General features: G+C 64.9%; 13 protein-coding genes. 8 read left to right on the forward strand and 5 right to left on the reverse strand.

The genetic code is table 11. The annotated features are described in order from the left end of the window. Positions 1-151 precede the first annotated feature (151 nt). Genes carB through GB927_RS13160 form a run of 3 tightly spaced genes read left to right on the forward strand, consistent with a single transcriptional unit; the run spans position 152 to position 4,092 of the window. Complete coding sequence (gene carB / locus GB927_RS13150) at positions 152-3,634, forward strand: carbamoyl-phosphate synthase large subunit (protein WP_256117449.1); 3,483 nt, start codon at positions 152-154, stop codon at positions 3,632-3,634. Between the two features lie 9 nt (positions 3,635-3,643). Beyond that, positions 3,644-3,901 carry a DUF4258 domain-containing protein gene (locus GB927_RS13155; RefSeq protein WP_256117450.1) on the forward strand — a complete coding sequence of 86 codons (258 nt, stop codon included), beginning with the start codon at positions 3,644-3,646 and terminating at the stop codon, positions 3,899-3,901. After that, the gene (locus GB927_RS13160; protein WP_256117451.1) at positions 3,898-4,092 is read left to right on the forward strand and encodes a DUF2283 domain-containing protein; all 195 of its coding nucleotides are present in this window, start codon (positions 3,898-3,900) and stop codon (positions 4,090-4,092) included. Before GB927_RS13155 ends, GB927_RS13160 begins: the two co-directional genes overlap by 4 nt. Position 4,093: 1 nt before the next feature. On the opposite strand, the gene GB927_RS13165 is transcribed toward GB927_RS13160, so the two are convergent. From GB927_RS13165 to GB927_RS13180, 4 genes are read right to left on the reverse strand one after another with little or no spacing between them, the layout of a single operon-like run. Next, positions 4,094-5,551: a UdgX family uracil-DNA binding protein gene (locus GB927_RS13165; protein WP_256117452.1), complete on the reverse strand. Its 1,458-nt coding sequence runs from the start codon at positions 5,549-5,551 to the stop codon at positions 4,094-4,096. Continuing rightward, complete coding sequence (locus GB927_RS13170) at positions 5,551-6,780, reverse strand: putative DNA modification/repair radical SAM protein (RefSeq protein WP_256117453.1); 1,230 nt, start codon at positions 6,778-6,780, stop codon at positions 5,551-5,553. The genes GB927_RS13165 and GB927_RS13170 overlap by 1 nt, the downstream gene beginning before the upstream one ends. Before the next feature lie 60 nt (positions 6,781-6,840). Next, positions 6,841-7,806, reverse strand: a complete 966-nt coding sequence (locus GB927_RS13175) for an SDR family oxidoreductase (protein ID WP_256117455.1) — start codon at positions 7,804-7,806, stop codon at positions 6,841-6,843. A gap of 10 nt (positions 7,807-7,816) precedes the next feature. Then, positions 7,817-8,134, reverse strand: a complete 318-nt coding sequence (locus GB927_RS13180; RefSeq protein ID WP_256117781.1) for a hypothetical protein — start codon at positions 8,132-8,134, stop codon at positions 7,817-7,819. A gap of 701 nt (positions 8,135-8,835) precedes the next feature. Here GB927_RS13180 and greA point away from each other — a divergent pair. From greA to fcl, 4 genes are all read left to right on the forward strand, one after another. Further along, entirely contained in the window at positions 8,836-9,312 is a 477-nt protein-coding gene (gene greA / locus GB927_RS13185; RefSeq protein WP_256117457.1) for a transcription elongation factor GreA, read from the forward strand. 81 nt (positions 9,313-9,393) lie between these two features. Continuing rightward, the gene (locus GB927_RS13190; protein ID WP_256117458.1) at positions 9,394-10,434 is read left to right on the forward strand and encodes a glycosyltransferase family 10 domain-containing protein; all 1,041 of its coding nucleotides are present in this window, start codon (positions 9,394-9,396) and stop codon (positions 10,432-10,434) included. Between the two features lie 80 nt (positions 10,435-10,514). Beyond that, complete coding sequence (gmd, locus tag GB927_RS13195) at positions 10,515-11,585, forward strand: GDP-mannose 4,6-dehydratase (RefSeq protein ID WP_256117459.1); 1,071 nt, start codon at positions 10,515-10,517, stop codon at positions 11,583-11,585. Between the two features lies 1 nt (position 11,586). After that, entirely contained in the window at positions 11,587-12,519 is a 933-nt protein-coding gene (fcl, locus tag GB927_RS13200) for a GDP-L-fucose synthase (protein ID WP_256117460.1), read from the forward strand. Between the two features lie 57 nt (positions 12,520-12,576). Here fcl and GB927_RS13205 read toward each other — a convergent pair whose 3' ends face one another. Beyond that, positions 12,577-13,308 (reverse strand): hypothetical protein, encoded by a 732-nt coding sequence (locus tag GB927_RS13205; RefSeq protein WP_256117461.1) that lies wholly within the window; start codon positions 13,306-13,308, stop codon positions 12,577-12,579. Positions 13,309-13,436: 128 nt separating this feature from the next. On the opposite strand from GB927_RS13205, the gene GB927_RS13210 reads away from it, so the two are divergent. After that, positions 13,437-15,659 carry a glycosyltransferase gene (locus tag GB927_RS13210; protein ID WP_256117462.1) on the forward strand — a complete coding sequence of 741 codons (2,223 nt, stop codon included), beginning with the start codon at positions 13,437-13,439 and terminating at the stop codon, positions 15,657-15,659.

Here is a 15,659-nt window from a genome sequence, read left to right on the forward strand (position 1 = left end):
TTCCTGTCGATTGCTCCATTTTCGGGGTTCCGCTCGCCTCCGCATTTGCCTATAAGCCGCTTCTAGCCTTGACAGACCATTTTTGCGCGCCCGGCCGGTGAACCCATCACCTTGGCCGGATTTTCGCGCACGCGGAAGAACGGATAGAGACATGCCCAAGCGCCAAGATTTGAAATCGATCCTCATCATCGGCGCGGGGCCGATCGTCATCGGCCAGGCCTGCGAATTCGACTATTCCGGCACCCAGGCCTGCAAGGCGCTGAAGGAGGAGGGCTACCGCGTCATCCTCGTCAACTCCAACCCGGCAACGATCATGACCGACCCAGGCCTGGCCGACGCCACCTACGTCGAGCCGATCACGCCGGAAGTCGTCGCCAAGATCATCGCCAAGGAACGCCCGGACGCGCTGCTGCCGACCATGGGCGGCCAGACCGCGCTCAACACCGCGCTCTCCCTGAAGCGCATGGGCGTGCTGGAGCGCTACAATGTCGAGATGATCGGCGCCAAGCCCGCCGCCATCGACATGGCCGAGGACCGCGCACTCTTCCGCGAGGCGATGGCCCGCATCGGCCTCGAAACGCCGAAGTCGCTGCTCGCCAACGCCACCGAGATCAAGGACCTCGACCGCAAGGTGCACGAGGCCGAGCGCGCCAGGGTGAAGGCCGAGCTTTCCGGCGATGCGCTGGACAAGGCGCTGGACGAGCTGGAAAACCAGTGGAACCTCGGCGAGACCGACCGCAAGCAGCGCTATATGAGCCACGCCATGGCGATCGGTGCGCAGGCGCTCGACGTGATCGGCCTGCCCGCCATCATCCGCCCGTCCTTCACGCTCGGCGGCACTGGCGGCGGCATCGCCTACAACCGCTCGGAATTCTTCGAAATCGTCAATTCCGGCCTCGACGCCTCCCCGACCACGGAAGTGCTGATCGAGGAATCGGTGCTCGGCTGGAAGGAATATGAGATGGAGGTCGTCCGCGACACGGCGGACAACTGCATCATCATCTGCTCGATCGAAAACATCGACCCGATGGGCGTGCACACCGGCGATAGTATCACCGTCGCACCTGCCTTGACCCTGACGGACAAGGAATACCAGATCATGCGCAACGCCTCGATCGCGGTGCTGCGCGAGATCGGCGTCGAGACCGGCGGCTCGAACGTGCAGTTCGCCGTCAACCCCGCCAACGGCCGCCTCGTCGTCATCGAAATGAACCCGCGCGTCTCGCGCTCCTCCGCGCTCGCCTCCAAGGCGACCGGCTTCCCGATCGCCAAGATCGCGGCAAAACTCGCCATCGGCTACACGCTCGACGAGCTGGAAAACGACATCACCGGTGGTGCGACCCCGGCCTCCTTTGAACCGTCGATCGATTACGTGGTGACGAAGATCCCGCGCTTCGCCTTCGAAAAATTCCCCGGCGCCGAGCCGACGCTGACCACCGCGATGAAGTCGGTCGGTGAAGTGATGGCGATCGGCCGCACCTTCGCCGAATCCTTGCAGAAGGCCCTGCGCGGCCTCGAAACCGGCCTGACCGGTCTCGACGAGATCGAAATCCCGGGCCTCGGCGACGGCAACGACCGCAACGCCATCCGCGCCGCGATCTCCCGCCCGACGCCCGATCGCCTGCGCATGGTCGCCCAGGCGCTGCGCCTCGGCCTCACCCCCGAAGAGGTACATGACGGTTCCAAGATCGACCCGTGGTTCATCGAGCAGTTCAAGGCGATCGTCGACATGGAGGCCCGCATCCGCGAGCACGGCCTGCCGGAAGACGCCGAAAACCTGCGCATGCTGAAGGCCATGGGCTTCTCCGACGCGCGCCTCGCCACCCTTTCGGCCAAGCGCCCGAAGGAAGTGGCCGAACTGCGCAATCACCTCGACGTGCGCCCGGTCTTCAAGCGCATCGATACCTGCGCGGCCGAATTCGCCTCGCCGACCGCCTATATGTACTCGACCTACGAGACGCCGTTTGCAGGAGCCGCGCGCTCCGAGGCCGGCATTTCGGATCGCAAGAAGGTCGTCATCCTCGGCGGCGGCCCGAACCGCATCGGCCAGGGCATCGAGTTCGATTATTGCTGCTGCCACGCCGCCTTCGCGCTGAAGGATGCCGGCTATGAAGCGATCATGATCAACTGCAACCCGGAAACCGTCTCGACCGACTACGACACCTCCGACCGTCTCTATTTCGAGCCGCTGACGGCCGAAGACGTCATCGAGATCCTGAAGGCCGAGCAGACCAGGGGCGAACTCGTCGGCGTCATCGTGCAGTTCGGCGGCCAGACTCCGCTGAAGCTCGCCGAGGCACTGGAAAAGAACGGCATCCCGATCCTCGGCACCGCGCCCGACATGATCGACCTGGCCGAAGACCGCGACCGCTTCCAGAAGCTGCTCCAGAAGCTCGACCTCGCCCAGCCGAACAACGGCATCGCCTATTCGGTCGAGCAGTCGCGCCTCGTCGCCGCCGAGATCGGCTTCCCGCTCGTCGTGCGCCCGTCCTACGTGCTCGGCGGCCGCGCCATGCAGATCATCCATTCGGAATCGATGCTGCAGACCTACCTGCTCGACACCGTGCCGGAACTGGTGCCGGAAGACATCAAGCAGCGCTACCCGAACGACAAGACTGGCCAGATCAACACGCTGCTCGGCAAGAACCCGCTGCTCTTCGACAGCTACCTGTCGAATGCCGTCGAAGTCGATGTCGACGCCATCTCGGACGGCAAGGACGTCTTCGTCTCCGGCATCATGGAGCATATCGAGGAAGCCGGCATCCATTCGGGCGACAGCGCCTGCTCGCTGCCGGTCCACACGCTCTCCAGCGAGACCGTCGACGAGCTGGAACGCCAGACCAAGGCGCTTGCCAAGGCGCTGAATGTCGGCGGCCTGATGAACGTGCAATATGCCATCAAGGACGGCACGATCTACGTGCTGGAAGTCAACCCGCGTGCCTCGCGCACGGTGCCTTTCGTCGCCAAGACCATCGGCGCGCCGATCGCCAAGATCGCCGCCCGCATCATGGCCGGCGAGAGCCTCGACGCGGCGATCGCCGCCTATGGCGAAAAGCCGGACCCGCGCAACCTCAAGCACATCGCCGTCAAGGAAGCCGTGTTCCCCTTCGCCCGCTTCCCGGGCGTCGATACGCTGCTCGGCCCCGAAATGCGCTCGACCGGCGAGGTCATCGGCCTCGACACCGATTTCGCGCTGGCCTTCGCCAAATCGCAGCTCGGCGCCGGCGTCGACCTGCCGCGCGAAGGAACCGTCTTCGTCTCGGTGCGCGACGAGGACAAGGACCGCGTGCTGCCGGCCATCAACATCCTCACCGGCATCGGCTTCAAGGTGATGGCGACCTCCGGCACCGCCCGCTTCCTCGCCGAAAAGGGCATCGAGGCGGTCAAGATCAACAAGGTGCAGGAAGGCCGCCCGCATATCGAGGACGCCATCCGCAACCGCCAGGTCCAGCTTGTCATCAACACGACGGACGGCAACAAGGCCATCTCGGACTCCAAGTCGCTCCGCCGCGCCGCGCTGATGCAGAAGGTGCCCTACTACACCACCATGGCCGGCGCCCTTGCCGCCGCCCAGGCGATCCGGGCGCTCAAGCAGGGCCAGCTCGAAGTGCGGCCGTTGCAGTCGTATTTCTGAGAGGCCATAATGGACAAGCCCTTGCGCTACTCGCTTCACGCCGAAACCGTGATGCGGGAGCGCAAGCTTGATCCAGCCTGGATCGAGGCTACCGTTCGTGCGCCTGAATGGCGTTTGAGCGACCCGTCCGGACCCGAGGTGGAGCGACGCTATCGCGCGATAGAGGCACTCGACGGGCGCATATTGCGCGTCGTTTGTGTTGAAGCGAGCGATGAGGTACGAATAATATCCGCATTTATCGACAGAGGCGCCAGGAAGCCGGCATGACCGTGAAAGTCGAATACGACCCCGTCGTGGACGCGGCCTATATCCGCTTCTCGCATGAGGACATCATCGAGACGGAAGAGGTGTCGCAGGGCATCATGCTCGATTTCGACAAGGACGGCCGCATCGTCGGCCTCGAAGTGCTCGACGCGCGCGCGCATCTGCCCAAGGACCTGCTTTCGCAGGCTGCATAACCTACCCCATCGTCTCCTTCAAATGCCCGACCATCAGCATGTCCTCGACGAACAGCGCGTGCTGGCGTTGGCGTTCGGCCTCATTCGGCAGGCGGAGCAGGTAGGACGGGTGGATGGTCGGGTATAGGACCATGTCGCCCTGCATGGCGATCGGTTTGCCGCGGACCTGATTGAGCGGCCTTTGTTCACCGCTCAGCGCATAGAGCGCGGTGGCGCCCATCGCCACGATCAGACGTGGCTTGACGAGTTCGACCTCCTTTGCCAGCCACCAGCGGCAATGGTCGATTTCGCCGCGGTCCGGTTTCTGGTGGATGCGGCGTTTGCCGCGCGGCTCATATTTGAAATGTTTCACCGCATTGGTGAGATAGAGGGACGGCCGGGGGATGCCGGCCTCCTTCAGCACCGCGTCAAAAACCTTGCCCGCCGGGCCGACGAAGGGGCGGCCGGCGAGGTCTTCCTGGTCGCCCGGCTGCTCGCCGACCATCATCACGCTTGCATCCTGCGGCCCCTCGCCGAAAACGGTCTGCGTCGCTGTGCAATGTAGCGGGCAGCGCGTGCAGTGGCGCGCCTCCTCGCGCACCGCCTCGATCGTGCCGGCGCCGGCAGGCACGATCTGCGACAGGGGCTGCGCGGCCTCCTGGAGGCGATAGTGGAAGAGCGGCGGGTCGCTCGCGGCGCGCTCGGCCATGGCGCGCACATTCGCCTCGGCATTGGCGATCATCTCGGGAATGAGATCGGCTTCCGGCAGGTTGCGCCAGTATTTCTTCGGCATCTCGGCCTGCATGGCCTTCAGCTTCAGGCGGGCCGGATTGAAGATGCTTGCATAATAGGTGCGCCAGAGTTCATCGGTCGGGTCGCCATGGCCGGGATTTTCGCCGGGGCGCGTGTCGAAGATCAGGGTCTCGCCATCCCAGCTTGCCGTGCCGTTCGGCGTCGCGATGATCCAGTCCATGTCGGCAAAGCGCCGGCGGAAGAACGGTGCGGTGCGCGCCACGACGAAATGCGACGGCTCGAACCAGGCAAAAAACCGTCGGCGCCCCGCCGTCTCGCCGGCAATCTCCTTGAAACGCACGAAGGCCGTCATCTTGTGGCTGTCGCGATGGACGTTCTTGGCGAGAAGCCGCGCCCAGGCGACATCCTTGTCCGCCGTCAGTTCCAGCAGGCGGCGATCCGATTGCAGGCGCCAGAGCAGCCGGTAGAGCATGTGAAACCGGCCGGGCTCCGTATGGCAGACGACAGCCTCGGCCAGGGGCAGGAAGGCCGGCGGCACGGTGAGCGGCGGGGCGGCGGCATCCGGCTTCGGCAATTGCGGCGGCGCGACGGCATCGAAAAGCTCATGCTCCACCCCGCAAATGCGCCAGTCCGCCTCGCGCGGCGAAATGCCGGCGGCAGCGAGTGCGCGGGCGGCGTCGCGCCACTCGGAAAAATCGCCTCGTCCGACAAGAGGGATCGTGTGCATCAGAGCAACGAAAGCTGTTCCGGTTTGCGCGCAAAAAGCGTCTTCAGGTCGGCGCGATCGGCCAGCCGCCGCGGCGTCCAACCCTCCGCCTCGATGAAGGCGCGCACCTTGCGCAGCGACACGCCGAGCCGCGCCAGATCCTCCAGCCGCAGGCGGCGGAAGCGGCGGCTGGAGAGGATGGCATCCACCGTCTTCGTGCCGAGGCCCGGCACGCGCAGCAGCCGTTCGCGCTCCGCCCGGTTGACGTTCATCGGAAAGGCGTCGCGGTTGGCAAGCGCCCAGGCAAGCTTGGGGTCCATGTCGAGATCCAGCATGCCGCCGGTCCCGGAGGTGATCTCGTCCACGCCGAACCCATAGAAGCGGTAGAGCCAGTCTGCCTGGTAGAGCCGGTGCTCGCGCACCAGAGGCGGCTTGATCAGCGGCAGCGCGCGCGACGCATCGGGAATGGGGCTGAAGGCGGAATAATAGACGCGCTTCAGGCCGTAGCTGCCGTAAAGCCGGGCACTCGTCTTCAGGATCGTCGCATCGTCCGCGCCATCGGCGCCGACGATCATCTGCGTGCTCTGGCCACCCGGCACGAAGCGCTTGCGCCGCTTGGTCTGGAGAGTGGGATCGTCCGCCGCCTCAATCTTGCGGCGCAGGTCACCCATCGCGCGGCGAATGCCGTCCGGTCGCTTTTCCGGCGCAAACCGGCCTATGCCGGCATCCGTCGGTAGCTCGATGTTGAGCGAGAGGCGATCGGCATAAAGCCCCGCCTCCTCGATCAGCTCCGGTGCGGCGTCGGGAATGGACTTGAGATGGATATAGCCGCGAAAGCCGTGCACGGTGCGCAGTTCACGCGCCACCCGCACCATCTCGCCCATCGTATGATCCGGCGAGCGGATGATGCCGGAGGAAAGGAAAAGCCCCTCGATATAGTTGCGCCGGTAGAATTCCAGCGTCAGCCAGACCACCTCCTCCGGCGTGAAGCGGGCGCGCTCGACATTGCTGGAGGAGCGGTTGATGCAATAGGCGCAATCGAAGATGCAGAAATTGGTGAGCAGGATCTTCAAGAGCGAGATGCAGCGCCCGTCCGGCGCATAGGCATGGCAGATCCCCGCCCCTTCCGTCGAGCCCAGCCCGCCCGACGCAACGGAGTCGCGCTTGACCGTTCCGCTGGAAGCGCACGAGGCATCGTATTTGGCGGCATCGGATAGGATGGCCAAGCGTTGTTGCAGCGATTTCTTCATATTTGTTCACTATATGTTCTAGAGAGCGCAGTCAATGAAAAAGCGGTTGGCATCGGCGGCTCAATAGCCGCCGATGATGGGAAGGACTTCGCCGGTGATATAGCTGGAGCATTGCGGCGAGGCGAGGAAGACATAGGCGGGCGCCAGCTCCTCTGGCTGGGCGGGGCGCTTCATCGGCGTGTCGGCGCCAAATTTGGCGACGTCTTCCGCCTCCTTGTCCGAGGGGTTGAGCGGCGTCCAGACCGGGCCGGGCGCCACCGCATTGACGCGGATGCCGCGCGGCACGAGCTGGCTTGCCAGCGAGCGCGTAAAGGCATGGATGCCGCCCTTGGTCATCGAATAGTCGAGCAGGGCCTTGGAGCCTTCGAGGCCGGTCACAGAGCCGGTGTTGATGATGGCGGAACCCGCCTCCATGTGCGGCACCGCCGCCTGCGCCATGAAGAAATAGCCATAGAGATTGGTCTTCAGCGTCTCGTCGAAATGCTCTTCCGAGAGGTCCAGAATATCCTTGGCATGGACCTGGAAGGCGGCGTTGTTGACGAGAACGTCGAGCCGGCCAAGCTCCTTCACCGTGCGTTTGACCGCAATGCGGCAAAAAACCTTGTCCTTAACGTCGCCGGAAAGCGCGATGCAGCGCCGACCCTCCGCCTCGACGGCGGCGATCGTGTCCTTCGCGTCGCCGCCTTCGGCAAGATGGGCGATCGCCACGTCCGCACCCTCGCGGGCGAAGAGCACGGCGACGGCCCGGCCGATGCCGGAATCGCCGCCGGTGATGAGCGCCACCTTGCCCTTCAGCTTTTCCGAGCCCTTATAGAAGGGCGCGTCATACATCGGTGCAGGATCGAGCTTGGCCTCATTGCCGGGTTTCGGCTGGTGCTGCTCGGGAAAGGGCGGCACGGGATAGAGGCGCGCGCCGGCCTGCATGGCCTTCGCCTTGTCCTCCCCGGCTTTGCGGTCGGCCGCCGCCACCTCGTCCTGAATGTCACGCTGTTTGGCCGCCGTGCGGGCGGATTGGCTGCGGGTCATGGCGACCTCCTCAAAGCTCGGTTGGGCGGATGTTGTCGACACGCACGGTGCCGGCGACGACTTCCCGCGGGCCGTCCAGCGGATAGGCCGGATCGCTCTCATCGACGACGGCGTAAAGTTTCTCGTTGCGGAAGGCGCTGGACGAGGTGGTGGAATTGCCGTCCGCAGGCAGCGCATCGATTTCCAGATAATCGAGCTCCGCTTCAGCTGCGACCACGCGGGCGTCGCCCGAGGAGCGGGCACGCACCACCACTTCGCCCTGGTTCGGCGCGAGATCCCAGTTGGTGTCCGTGGCGGACGCGAGCGGGACGAGGCGGTATAGCTTCAGTTGTTCGGGGTCGGAATAATCGGTGACGCCGGTCTCGGTATCCTGCCGCGGTGCGGTCTCATCGAAACCGGCGGACCAGTCGCGGGCGGGCGCCGCTATGCCGGGCGGCGTGCGGTGCACAGTGGCATCGTCGCTGCCGGTGATGACGCGCGGCTTGGCGCTCGAAACGCCGTCATTGCTGCGGCCGGCCTGCGAAACCTCGAACTGCGGCACCGCATCGGCATGGATGACCTTTTCGCGGCCGGTCTCTGCCGACACGACGCTTTCTGCACCCGGCACCGTGCGCGGCTCGACGGGCACCACCTGCTCGTGTTTTTCCTGGTAGCCGGTCTCCGCCGCCTCGCGGCGCCCTTCGTCGTGCATGGCCTGGTTGCCCGACACTTCGCCGGCGAGCTGCTTGAAATAACCGGAAATCTTCTGCATCACGCTCATGGTCTGCTCCTCATGTCCGTGTCCGAATTGTCGATTGTCATGCACGCCTCCCGCGATATTCGGCTAACTGGAAGACGCGGCCGATTGTTCCGGGCGCTGTGGGCGGATGCTGCACCTGCGGCGAAAAAACTGGCTTTCGCCCGACGCAATCTGCTATAAGCATCGTTCAAATGCTTTCGACGGTTCCGGGGAATCTTCTCCGGAGACCGTTTTCTTTTGCGTTCATGCGGGCGGGAGCCCGCGCGACGCGGGCTGAAGGACGGGATAAAATGGTTGAAAAAGTACCGATGACTCACGGCGGTTTCGTCAAGCTGCAGGAAGAACTGCGCTGGCGCCAGCAGGAAGAGCGTCCGAGAATCATCGAAGCGATCGCCGAAGCACGCGCCCATGGCGACCTGTCCGAAAACGCCGAATACCACGCTGCCAAGGAAGCCCAGAGCCACAATGAAGGCCGCATCGCCGAGGTCGAGGACTACGTCGCGCGCGCCGAGGTCATCGACCTTTCCAAGATGTCCGGCGCCAAGATCAAGTTCGGCGCCAAGGTGAAGCTCGTCGACGAGGACACCGAGGAAGAGAAGGTCTACCAGATCGTCGGCGACCAGGAAGCCGACGTGAAGCAGGGCCGCATCTCCATCTCCTCGCCGATCGCCCGTGCGCTGATCGGCAAGGAAGTCGGCGATTCGATCGAAGTGAACGCACCCGGCGGCGCCAAGGCCTACGAGATCCTTGCCGTCACCTGGGGCTGATCGCGAGCGGCCGTTCGAAGGAGAACCGCCATTCTTTCCGAAGACGACAATAGCCCAGCCGGTGGCGGCAGCACTGCCACCGTGGTCAAGGTCATGGGCCCGATCAACCGGGGGCATGGCATAAGCCCGCTTGCCCGGCAGCTTTCTGCAGGCTTTGCGCAACGCCACGGCGTGACCTTCACCTTCGATCCGGATGCGCGCGACTACGACTGGCTGGCGGTCTACGAGAACATGCCGCCTGCCGGTGGCGAACGCCGCCCGATGCGGGTGGAAACGCTTGCCTGCGCGCCGCAAAACACCATCCTCTTCACGACGGAACCCTCCGGCATCAAGATCTACAGCCGTGCCTATACGCGGCAGTTCGGCCATGTGGTGACGAGCCAGGAGCCCTTCGCGCTGCGCCATCCCGGCCGGATCTACAGCCAGGCGGGCCTGCGCTGGTTCTACGGCAACGGCAGCCAGCACCTGATGACCGCCGATGAAATTGCCGGGCACTTTCCGGAAAAGACGAAAGTCATCGGCACGGTCTGCTCGACCAAGCGGCAGGGCCACACGCTGCACCGGCTGCGCTACGATTTCACGCAGGCCATGGCCGCGCGCATGCCCGACCTCGACGTTTTCGGCCGCGGCCACCGGCCAGTCGATGACAAGGCGGAATCGATCGATCCCTACAAGTATCATCTCGCGATCGAGAACCACCTCGCCCCGCACCATTTCACCGAAAAGCTCGCCGACCCCTTCCTCGGCCTGTCGCTGCCCTTCTATTTCGGCGCACCGAACGCTGCCGATTATTTCCCGGCCGAGAGCTTCATCGCCATCGACATCCGCAAGCCGGACGAGGCCTTCGCCATCACGCGCGCGGCGATCGACAACGGTGAATACGAGAAGCGCCTGCCCGCCATCATCGAGGCGCGCCGCCGCGTGCTGGAAGACCACAATATCCTCACGCTGATCGCCAATATCGTCGCCAAGAACGGCACCGCGCCGCGCGGCAACGGCGCGGCCGTGCTGAAGAGCCAGCGCGCGTCCCGCAAGGGCCATCCGCTGCTGACGGCAGGTGATTTTGCCTTCCGCGAGGCGCTTCACCTGAAGAACCGCATCGCCGGCCTCCTGGCGCGATAACATCCGCCGCCCGGATTCGGCGGTTGATCGCCCGGGCGTTCGGGTTTAAGCCGCTTGCACCTTCACCCTGGAGAACAGACTTGTCCAAGAAACCGGTGGCTTTGATTACGGGCGTAACGGGTCAGGATGGCGCCTATCTCGCGCAATTGCTGCTCGATAAGGGCTACATCGTGCACGGCATCAAGCGCCGCTCCTCCTCGTTCAATACCGGGCGCATCGAGCACATCTACGAGGACCCGCACGAGCCCGATCCGCAGTTCTTCCTGCATTACGGCGACATGACGGATGCGACGAACCTCGTGCGCATCGTGCAGCAGACCCAGCCAGACGAGATCTACAACCTCGCCGCCCAGAGCCATGTGCAGGTGAGCTTCGAGACGCCGGAATATACCGCCAATGCCGACGCGATCGGGACGCTGCGCATGTTGGAGGCGATCCGCATCCTGGGGCTGGAGAAGAAGACACGCTTCTACCAGGCCTCCACCTCCGAACTCTACGGCAAGGCGCAGGAGGTTCCCCAGAGCGAGACGACGCCGTTTTATCCGCGCTCGCCCTATGCGGCGGCCAAGCTCTACGCCTACTGGATCGTCGTGAACTACCGCGAGGCCTATGGCCTGCACGCCTCGAACGGTATCCTCTTCAACCACGAAAGCCCGCTGCGCGGCGAAACCTTCGTGACGCGAAAGATCACCCGCGCCGTCGCCGCCATCAAGCTCGGCCAGCAGGACCAGCTCTTCCTCGGCAATCTCGACGCCAAGCGCGACTGGGGCCATGCCAAGGAATATGTGCGCGGCATGTGGCTGATGCTGCAACAGCCGCAGGGCAACGACTACGTGCTGGCGACCGGCACCACGACCACCGTGCGCCAGTTCGCCGAATGGTGCTTTGCCGAGGTCGGCATGACCATCCGCTGGGAGGGCCAGGGCGCCGACGAGAAGGGTTTTGACGCCGCGACCGGCAAATGCCTGATCAGCATCGACCCGCGGTACTTCCGCCCGACGGAAGTGGACCTCCTGCTCGGCGATCCCAAAAAGGCCGAGACGGTGCTCGGCTGGCGCCACGAGACGAGTGCGCACGAGCTTGCCCGCGAAATGGTACGGGAAGACCTGAAGCTCATGCAGAAAGAGTTCTCCGACAAGGGCCGGCTCTGACATGTATGAGCTCAAGGGAAAACGCGTCTGGGTCGCCGGCCATCGCGGCATGGTCGGCAGCGCCGTCGCGAGGCGGCTCGAAGCAGAGAATTGCGAGATCCTCTTCGCCCAGCGCGACACGGTCGATCTCGAAGAACGGTCCGATGTCGAGCGCTTCCTCGCAGAACACCGGCCGCACGCCGTGGTCATGGCGGCCGCCAAGGTCGGCGGCATCCTCGCCAATGACCGCAACCCGGTGGAGTTCCTCCAGCGCAACCTGACGATGGAACTGAACGTCATCAAATCCGCCCATGAGGCGGGTGTCGAAAAGCTGCTCTTCCTCGGGTCGAGCTGCATCTACCCGAAATTCGCGCCGCAGCCGATCAAGGAAAATGCGCTGCTCACCGGCGACCTTGAGCCGACCAACGAGTGGTACGCGATCGCCAAGATCGCCGGCATCAAGCTGTGCCAGGCCTATATGAAGCAGCATGGCGCCCGCTTCATCTCCGCCATGCCGACGAACCTCTACGGCCCCCACGACAATTTCGACCTCCAGACCAGCCACGTCGTGCCGGCGCTCATCCGCAAGGCGCATGAGGCGAAGCTTGCAGGCCTCGACCATGTAACGATCTGGGGTTCCGGCACGCCGCGCCGCGAATTCCTGTTCAGCGAGGACTGCGCTGATGCGCTCGTCTTCATCCTGAAGAACTATGAGGACTACGAGCACATCAATGTCGGCTCGGGCGAAGACATCCCGATTCTCGACCTGATGAAGCTCATCGCTGACGTCGTCGGCTTCGAAGGCCGGATCGAGACCGATCCGTCAAAACCGGACGGCACGCCGCGCAAGCTGATGTCGAACGAAAAGCTGGCGCGCCTGGGCTGGCGGCCGGCCACGGACCTGCGCCAAGGCATTTCCCGCGCCTATCGATGGTATCTGGAGAATGTGCGCTGAGCATTTCCGGCCAAAGCAGCATCGCTTTGGCGTCGGACAATGCGGCAAAACAAAAATCTAGCGCCAGTTCTCGTCGATCCACTTCGTCGGCCGCACGTGTTTGTAGGCCTTCTTCCACCAGGCCTTGACCGGCCATTCGCCGATCACCGCCTCGTCCGGGTCCGGCTTGCCGGTGAACGCGACGATGCGGGTGGCCGACGGCAGCGGCACGTCCTTGAAGAAATTCATCGGCCAGCGCGGCAAAAGCGTGTGCTTGAAGCTGACGCACCATTCGGCCGGCCAATAGGTCATGCCCTCGGCGGCAGCGGAGACGTAACGCTGCGAGATGATATGCTTGTTGACCTTGGCATCCGGGTCGCGGATGAAGTCGTTGAAGATGTGTGTGTTGGTGCCGACGGTCCAGCGATAGACCGAGGTGTTGCCGATGCCCTTACCAAGCTGCGTCCAGTTTTCCGCGATGCAGAATCGGCCCGGCGCATAATCGAAGAAGTCGTCGAGCGGCCCGGTGATGACCACGTCGAGATCGACGAACAGCACATCGCCTTCGAGATCGGCCAGCGGCGCCTGCCACAGCGAGATCTTGCGCCACGGCTTCCAGGCGACGCGCTCGGGAATATTGATCGGCGGCAGCGGGAAGACGGCGACGGCCGGGTCGATGCCGCTGGGATCTTCCGTAAAACAAACGAGCCGGGTGGGGCGAACGGTGTTGCGCTTGATCATGGACCACAGGCGGTTGACATAATCCGCCGGATATCGCGTGCCCCATTTCATGCATGCTATCGTCTGCATTCGTCATCGTCTCCTGTCGCGCGCGCCTCCATAGACCATATCGGCCCGCGGTGATAGGAGTTCTGCGAAACATGCCGCCGCCATCGCGCGCGGGCAGTCCCATCGAGCCCCGACAGCCTATCATCACGATGAACATCCTTATACTGACGCAATGTTTTCCGCCTGACGTCGGCGGGATCGAAAACATGATGGGATCGATGGCGCTCGCGCTTCAGGAAAGCGGGCACACCGTCACGGTTCTCGCCGACGGCAAAGCGGACGCGGCGGATCCGAAGCGGCCGTTCCGCATCACGCGCTTTTCCGGCTGGAAACCGCTGCGGCGCTGGCGCAAGGCGCGCGCGGCGGAGAAACTCACCCGCAAAGGCGCTTTCGACCAGATCATCGCCGATACCTGGAAAAGCGTCGAAAACCTCGGCACCGTCGCCGTGCCGATCACCGTGCTCGCCCACGGCATGGAGTTCCCGGCAACGCCCTCCCCGCGCAAGGCCGAGCGCATCCGCGCCGCCATGGCCAAGGCGGCGGACGTCATCGCCAATTCCTCCTTCACCGCCGGCCTTGCAGCGCCTTACGTGAAGGCCGAGCGGCTGCGCGTCGTCACCCCCACCGTTCCCGCCCAGGCGGACGCCGATCCGGAACGGGTGCAGGCGCTGCGCACCCTCCATGGCGACGGCTTGCAGATCATGACGCTCTGCCGGCTGGAGCCGCGCAAGGGCGTCGACAAGCTAATCGAAGCCGTGGCGAAACTCGGCCCCGCCTATCCCGGCCTGAAACTTCATGTCGCCGGTGACGGCGCGGATCGCGCGCGGCTGGAAACCCTCGCCCGGGAGGCCGGCGTCGCGGATGCCGTGATCTTCCACGGCCGCGTCTCGGAGGACGAAAAGGCCGCCCTTCTCCAACTCGCCGATGTCTTCGCCATGCCCGCCCGCCGCGAGGGCAACTCCGTCGAAGGCTTCGGCCTTGTCTATCTCGAAGCCGCCTGGCATGGCGTGCCGAGCCTCGCCGGCCGCGACGGCGGCGCCTCCGACGCCGTGCTCGACGGCGAGACCGGCCTGCTCTGCGACGGCGCCGACGGCGCCTCCGTGACGGCGGCGCTGGACAGACTGCTCGGCGACCGCGCGCTTCGCGAGCGCCTCGGCGAAAACGCCGCCCGGCACGCCCGCGAACAGACCTGGCAGCGCAAGATCAAGGATTTTGCCGTGCGCGACGGAGAGGCCGCGGCACCCCGCATCATCCAGCTTCTGCCGGCGCTTGGCGATGGCGGGGTGGAGCGCAGCGCGGTGGAAATGGCCGGCCATCTCGGCACCCTCGGCGTGGCGAACTGGATCGCCAGCGCCGGCGGACCGCTGGTCGCGGCGGCAGAGGCTGCCGGCGCCCGGCATGTGACAATCCCGGTCGGCAAGAAATCGCCCTTCGCCGCCGTTTCGGCAGCACGCGCCATCGCGCGGCTCGTCGACGCGGAAGGCATCGACATCATCCATGCCCGCAGCCGCGTGCCGGCCTGGGTCGGCCTGCTAGCGCGGCGCCTCGCGAAACGGCCGGTGCATTTCGTGACGACCTTTCACGGCGTCTACAGCCACGGCAATGCCCTGAAACGCTTCTACAACAGCGCCATGTTGCGCGCGCCGCTGGTCATCGCGAACTCGCAGTTCATCCGCCGGCACATCACCGAGGTCTACGGCTTTCCGGAATCTCGCGTGGTCGTCGCCCCCCGCGGCGTCGAGCCGGCGCTTTTCGACCCCGCGAGCATTTCCGCCAAGACACGGGCGGCGTTGCGGGCCGAACTCGGGGCAACAGCCGACGGTCCGCTGGTGGTGATGGTCGGCCGCGTCACGCGGTGGAAGGGCCATGCCGTGCTCCTGGAAGCCGCCGCCCGCCTCGCCCGGCCCGACCTGTGCCTCGCCTTCGTCGGCGGCGGCTCCGAGGCGCTGGTTGCCGAATTGCAGCGCGACAGCGCCCGCCTCGGCCTCGAAGGCCGCCTGCATTTCACCGGTAGCCGGCGAGACGTGCCCGCCCTCCTCGCCGCCGCCGACCTCGCCGTCTCCGCCTCCACGGACCCGGAAGCCTTCGGCCGCGCGGCGATCGAGGCCCAGGCGATGGGAACGCCTGTCATCGCCACCAACCACGGCGGCAGCCTCGAAACGGTGCTGCCCGGCGAGACCGGCTGGCTCGTGCCACCCGGCGACGTCGCCGCGCTGGCCGCCGCGCTGGAAGACGCACTCTCCAATCCCGAGCGTCTGGCCGCCATGGGCGAAAACGGCCGGCGACACGTCCTGGCGAATTTCACCACCCGGCAGATGCTGGAAAAGGAGTTTTCCGTCTACGAAAAACTCCTGACGGGACCGCGGTCCTGA

This window comes from Shinella lacus (genome assembly GCF_010994755.1).
Classification (GTDB): Bacteria; Pseudomonadota; Alphaproteobacteria; order Rhizobiales; family Rhizobiaceae; genus Shinella; species Shinella lacus.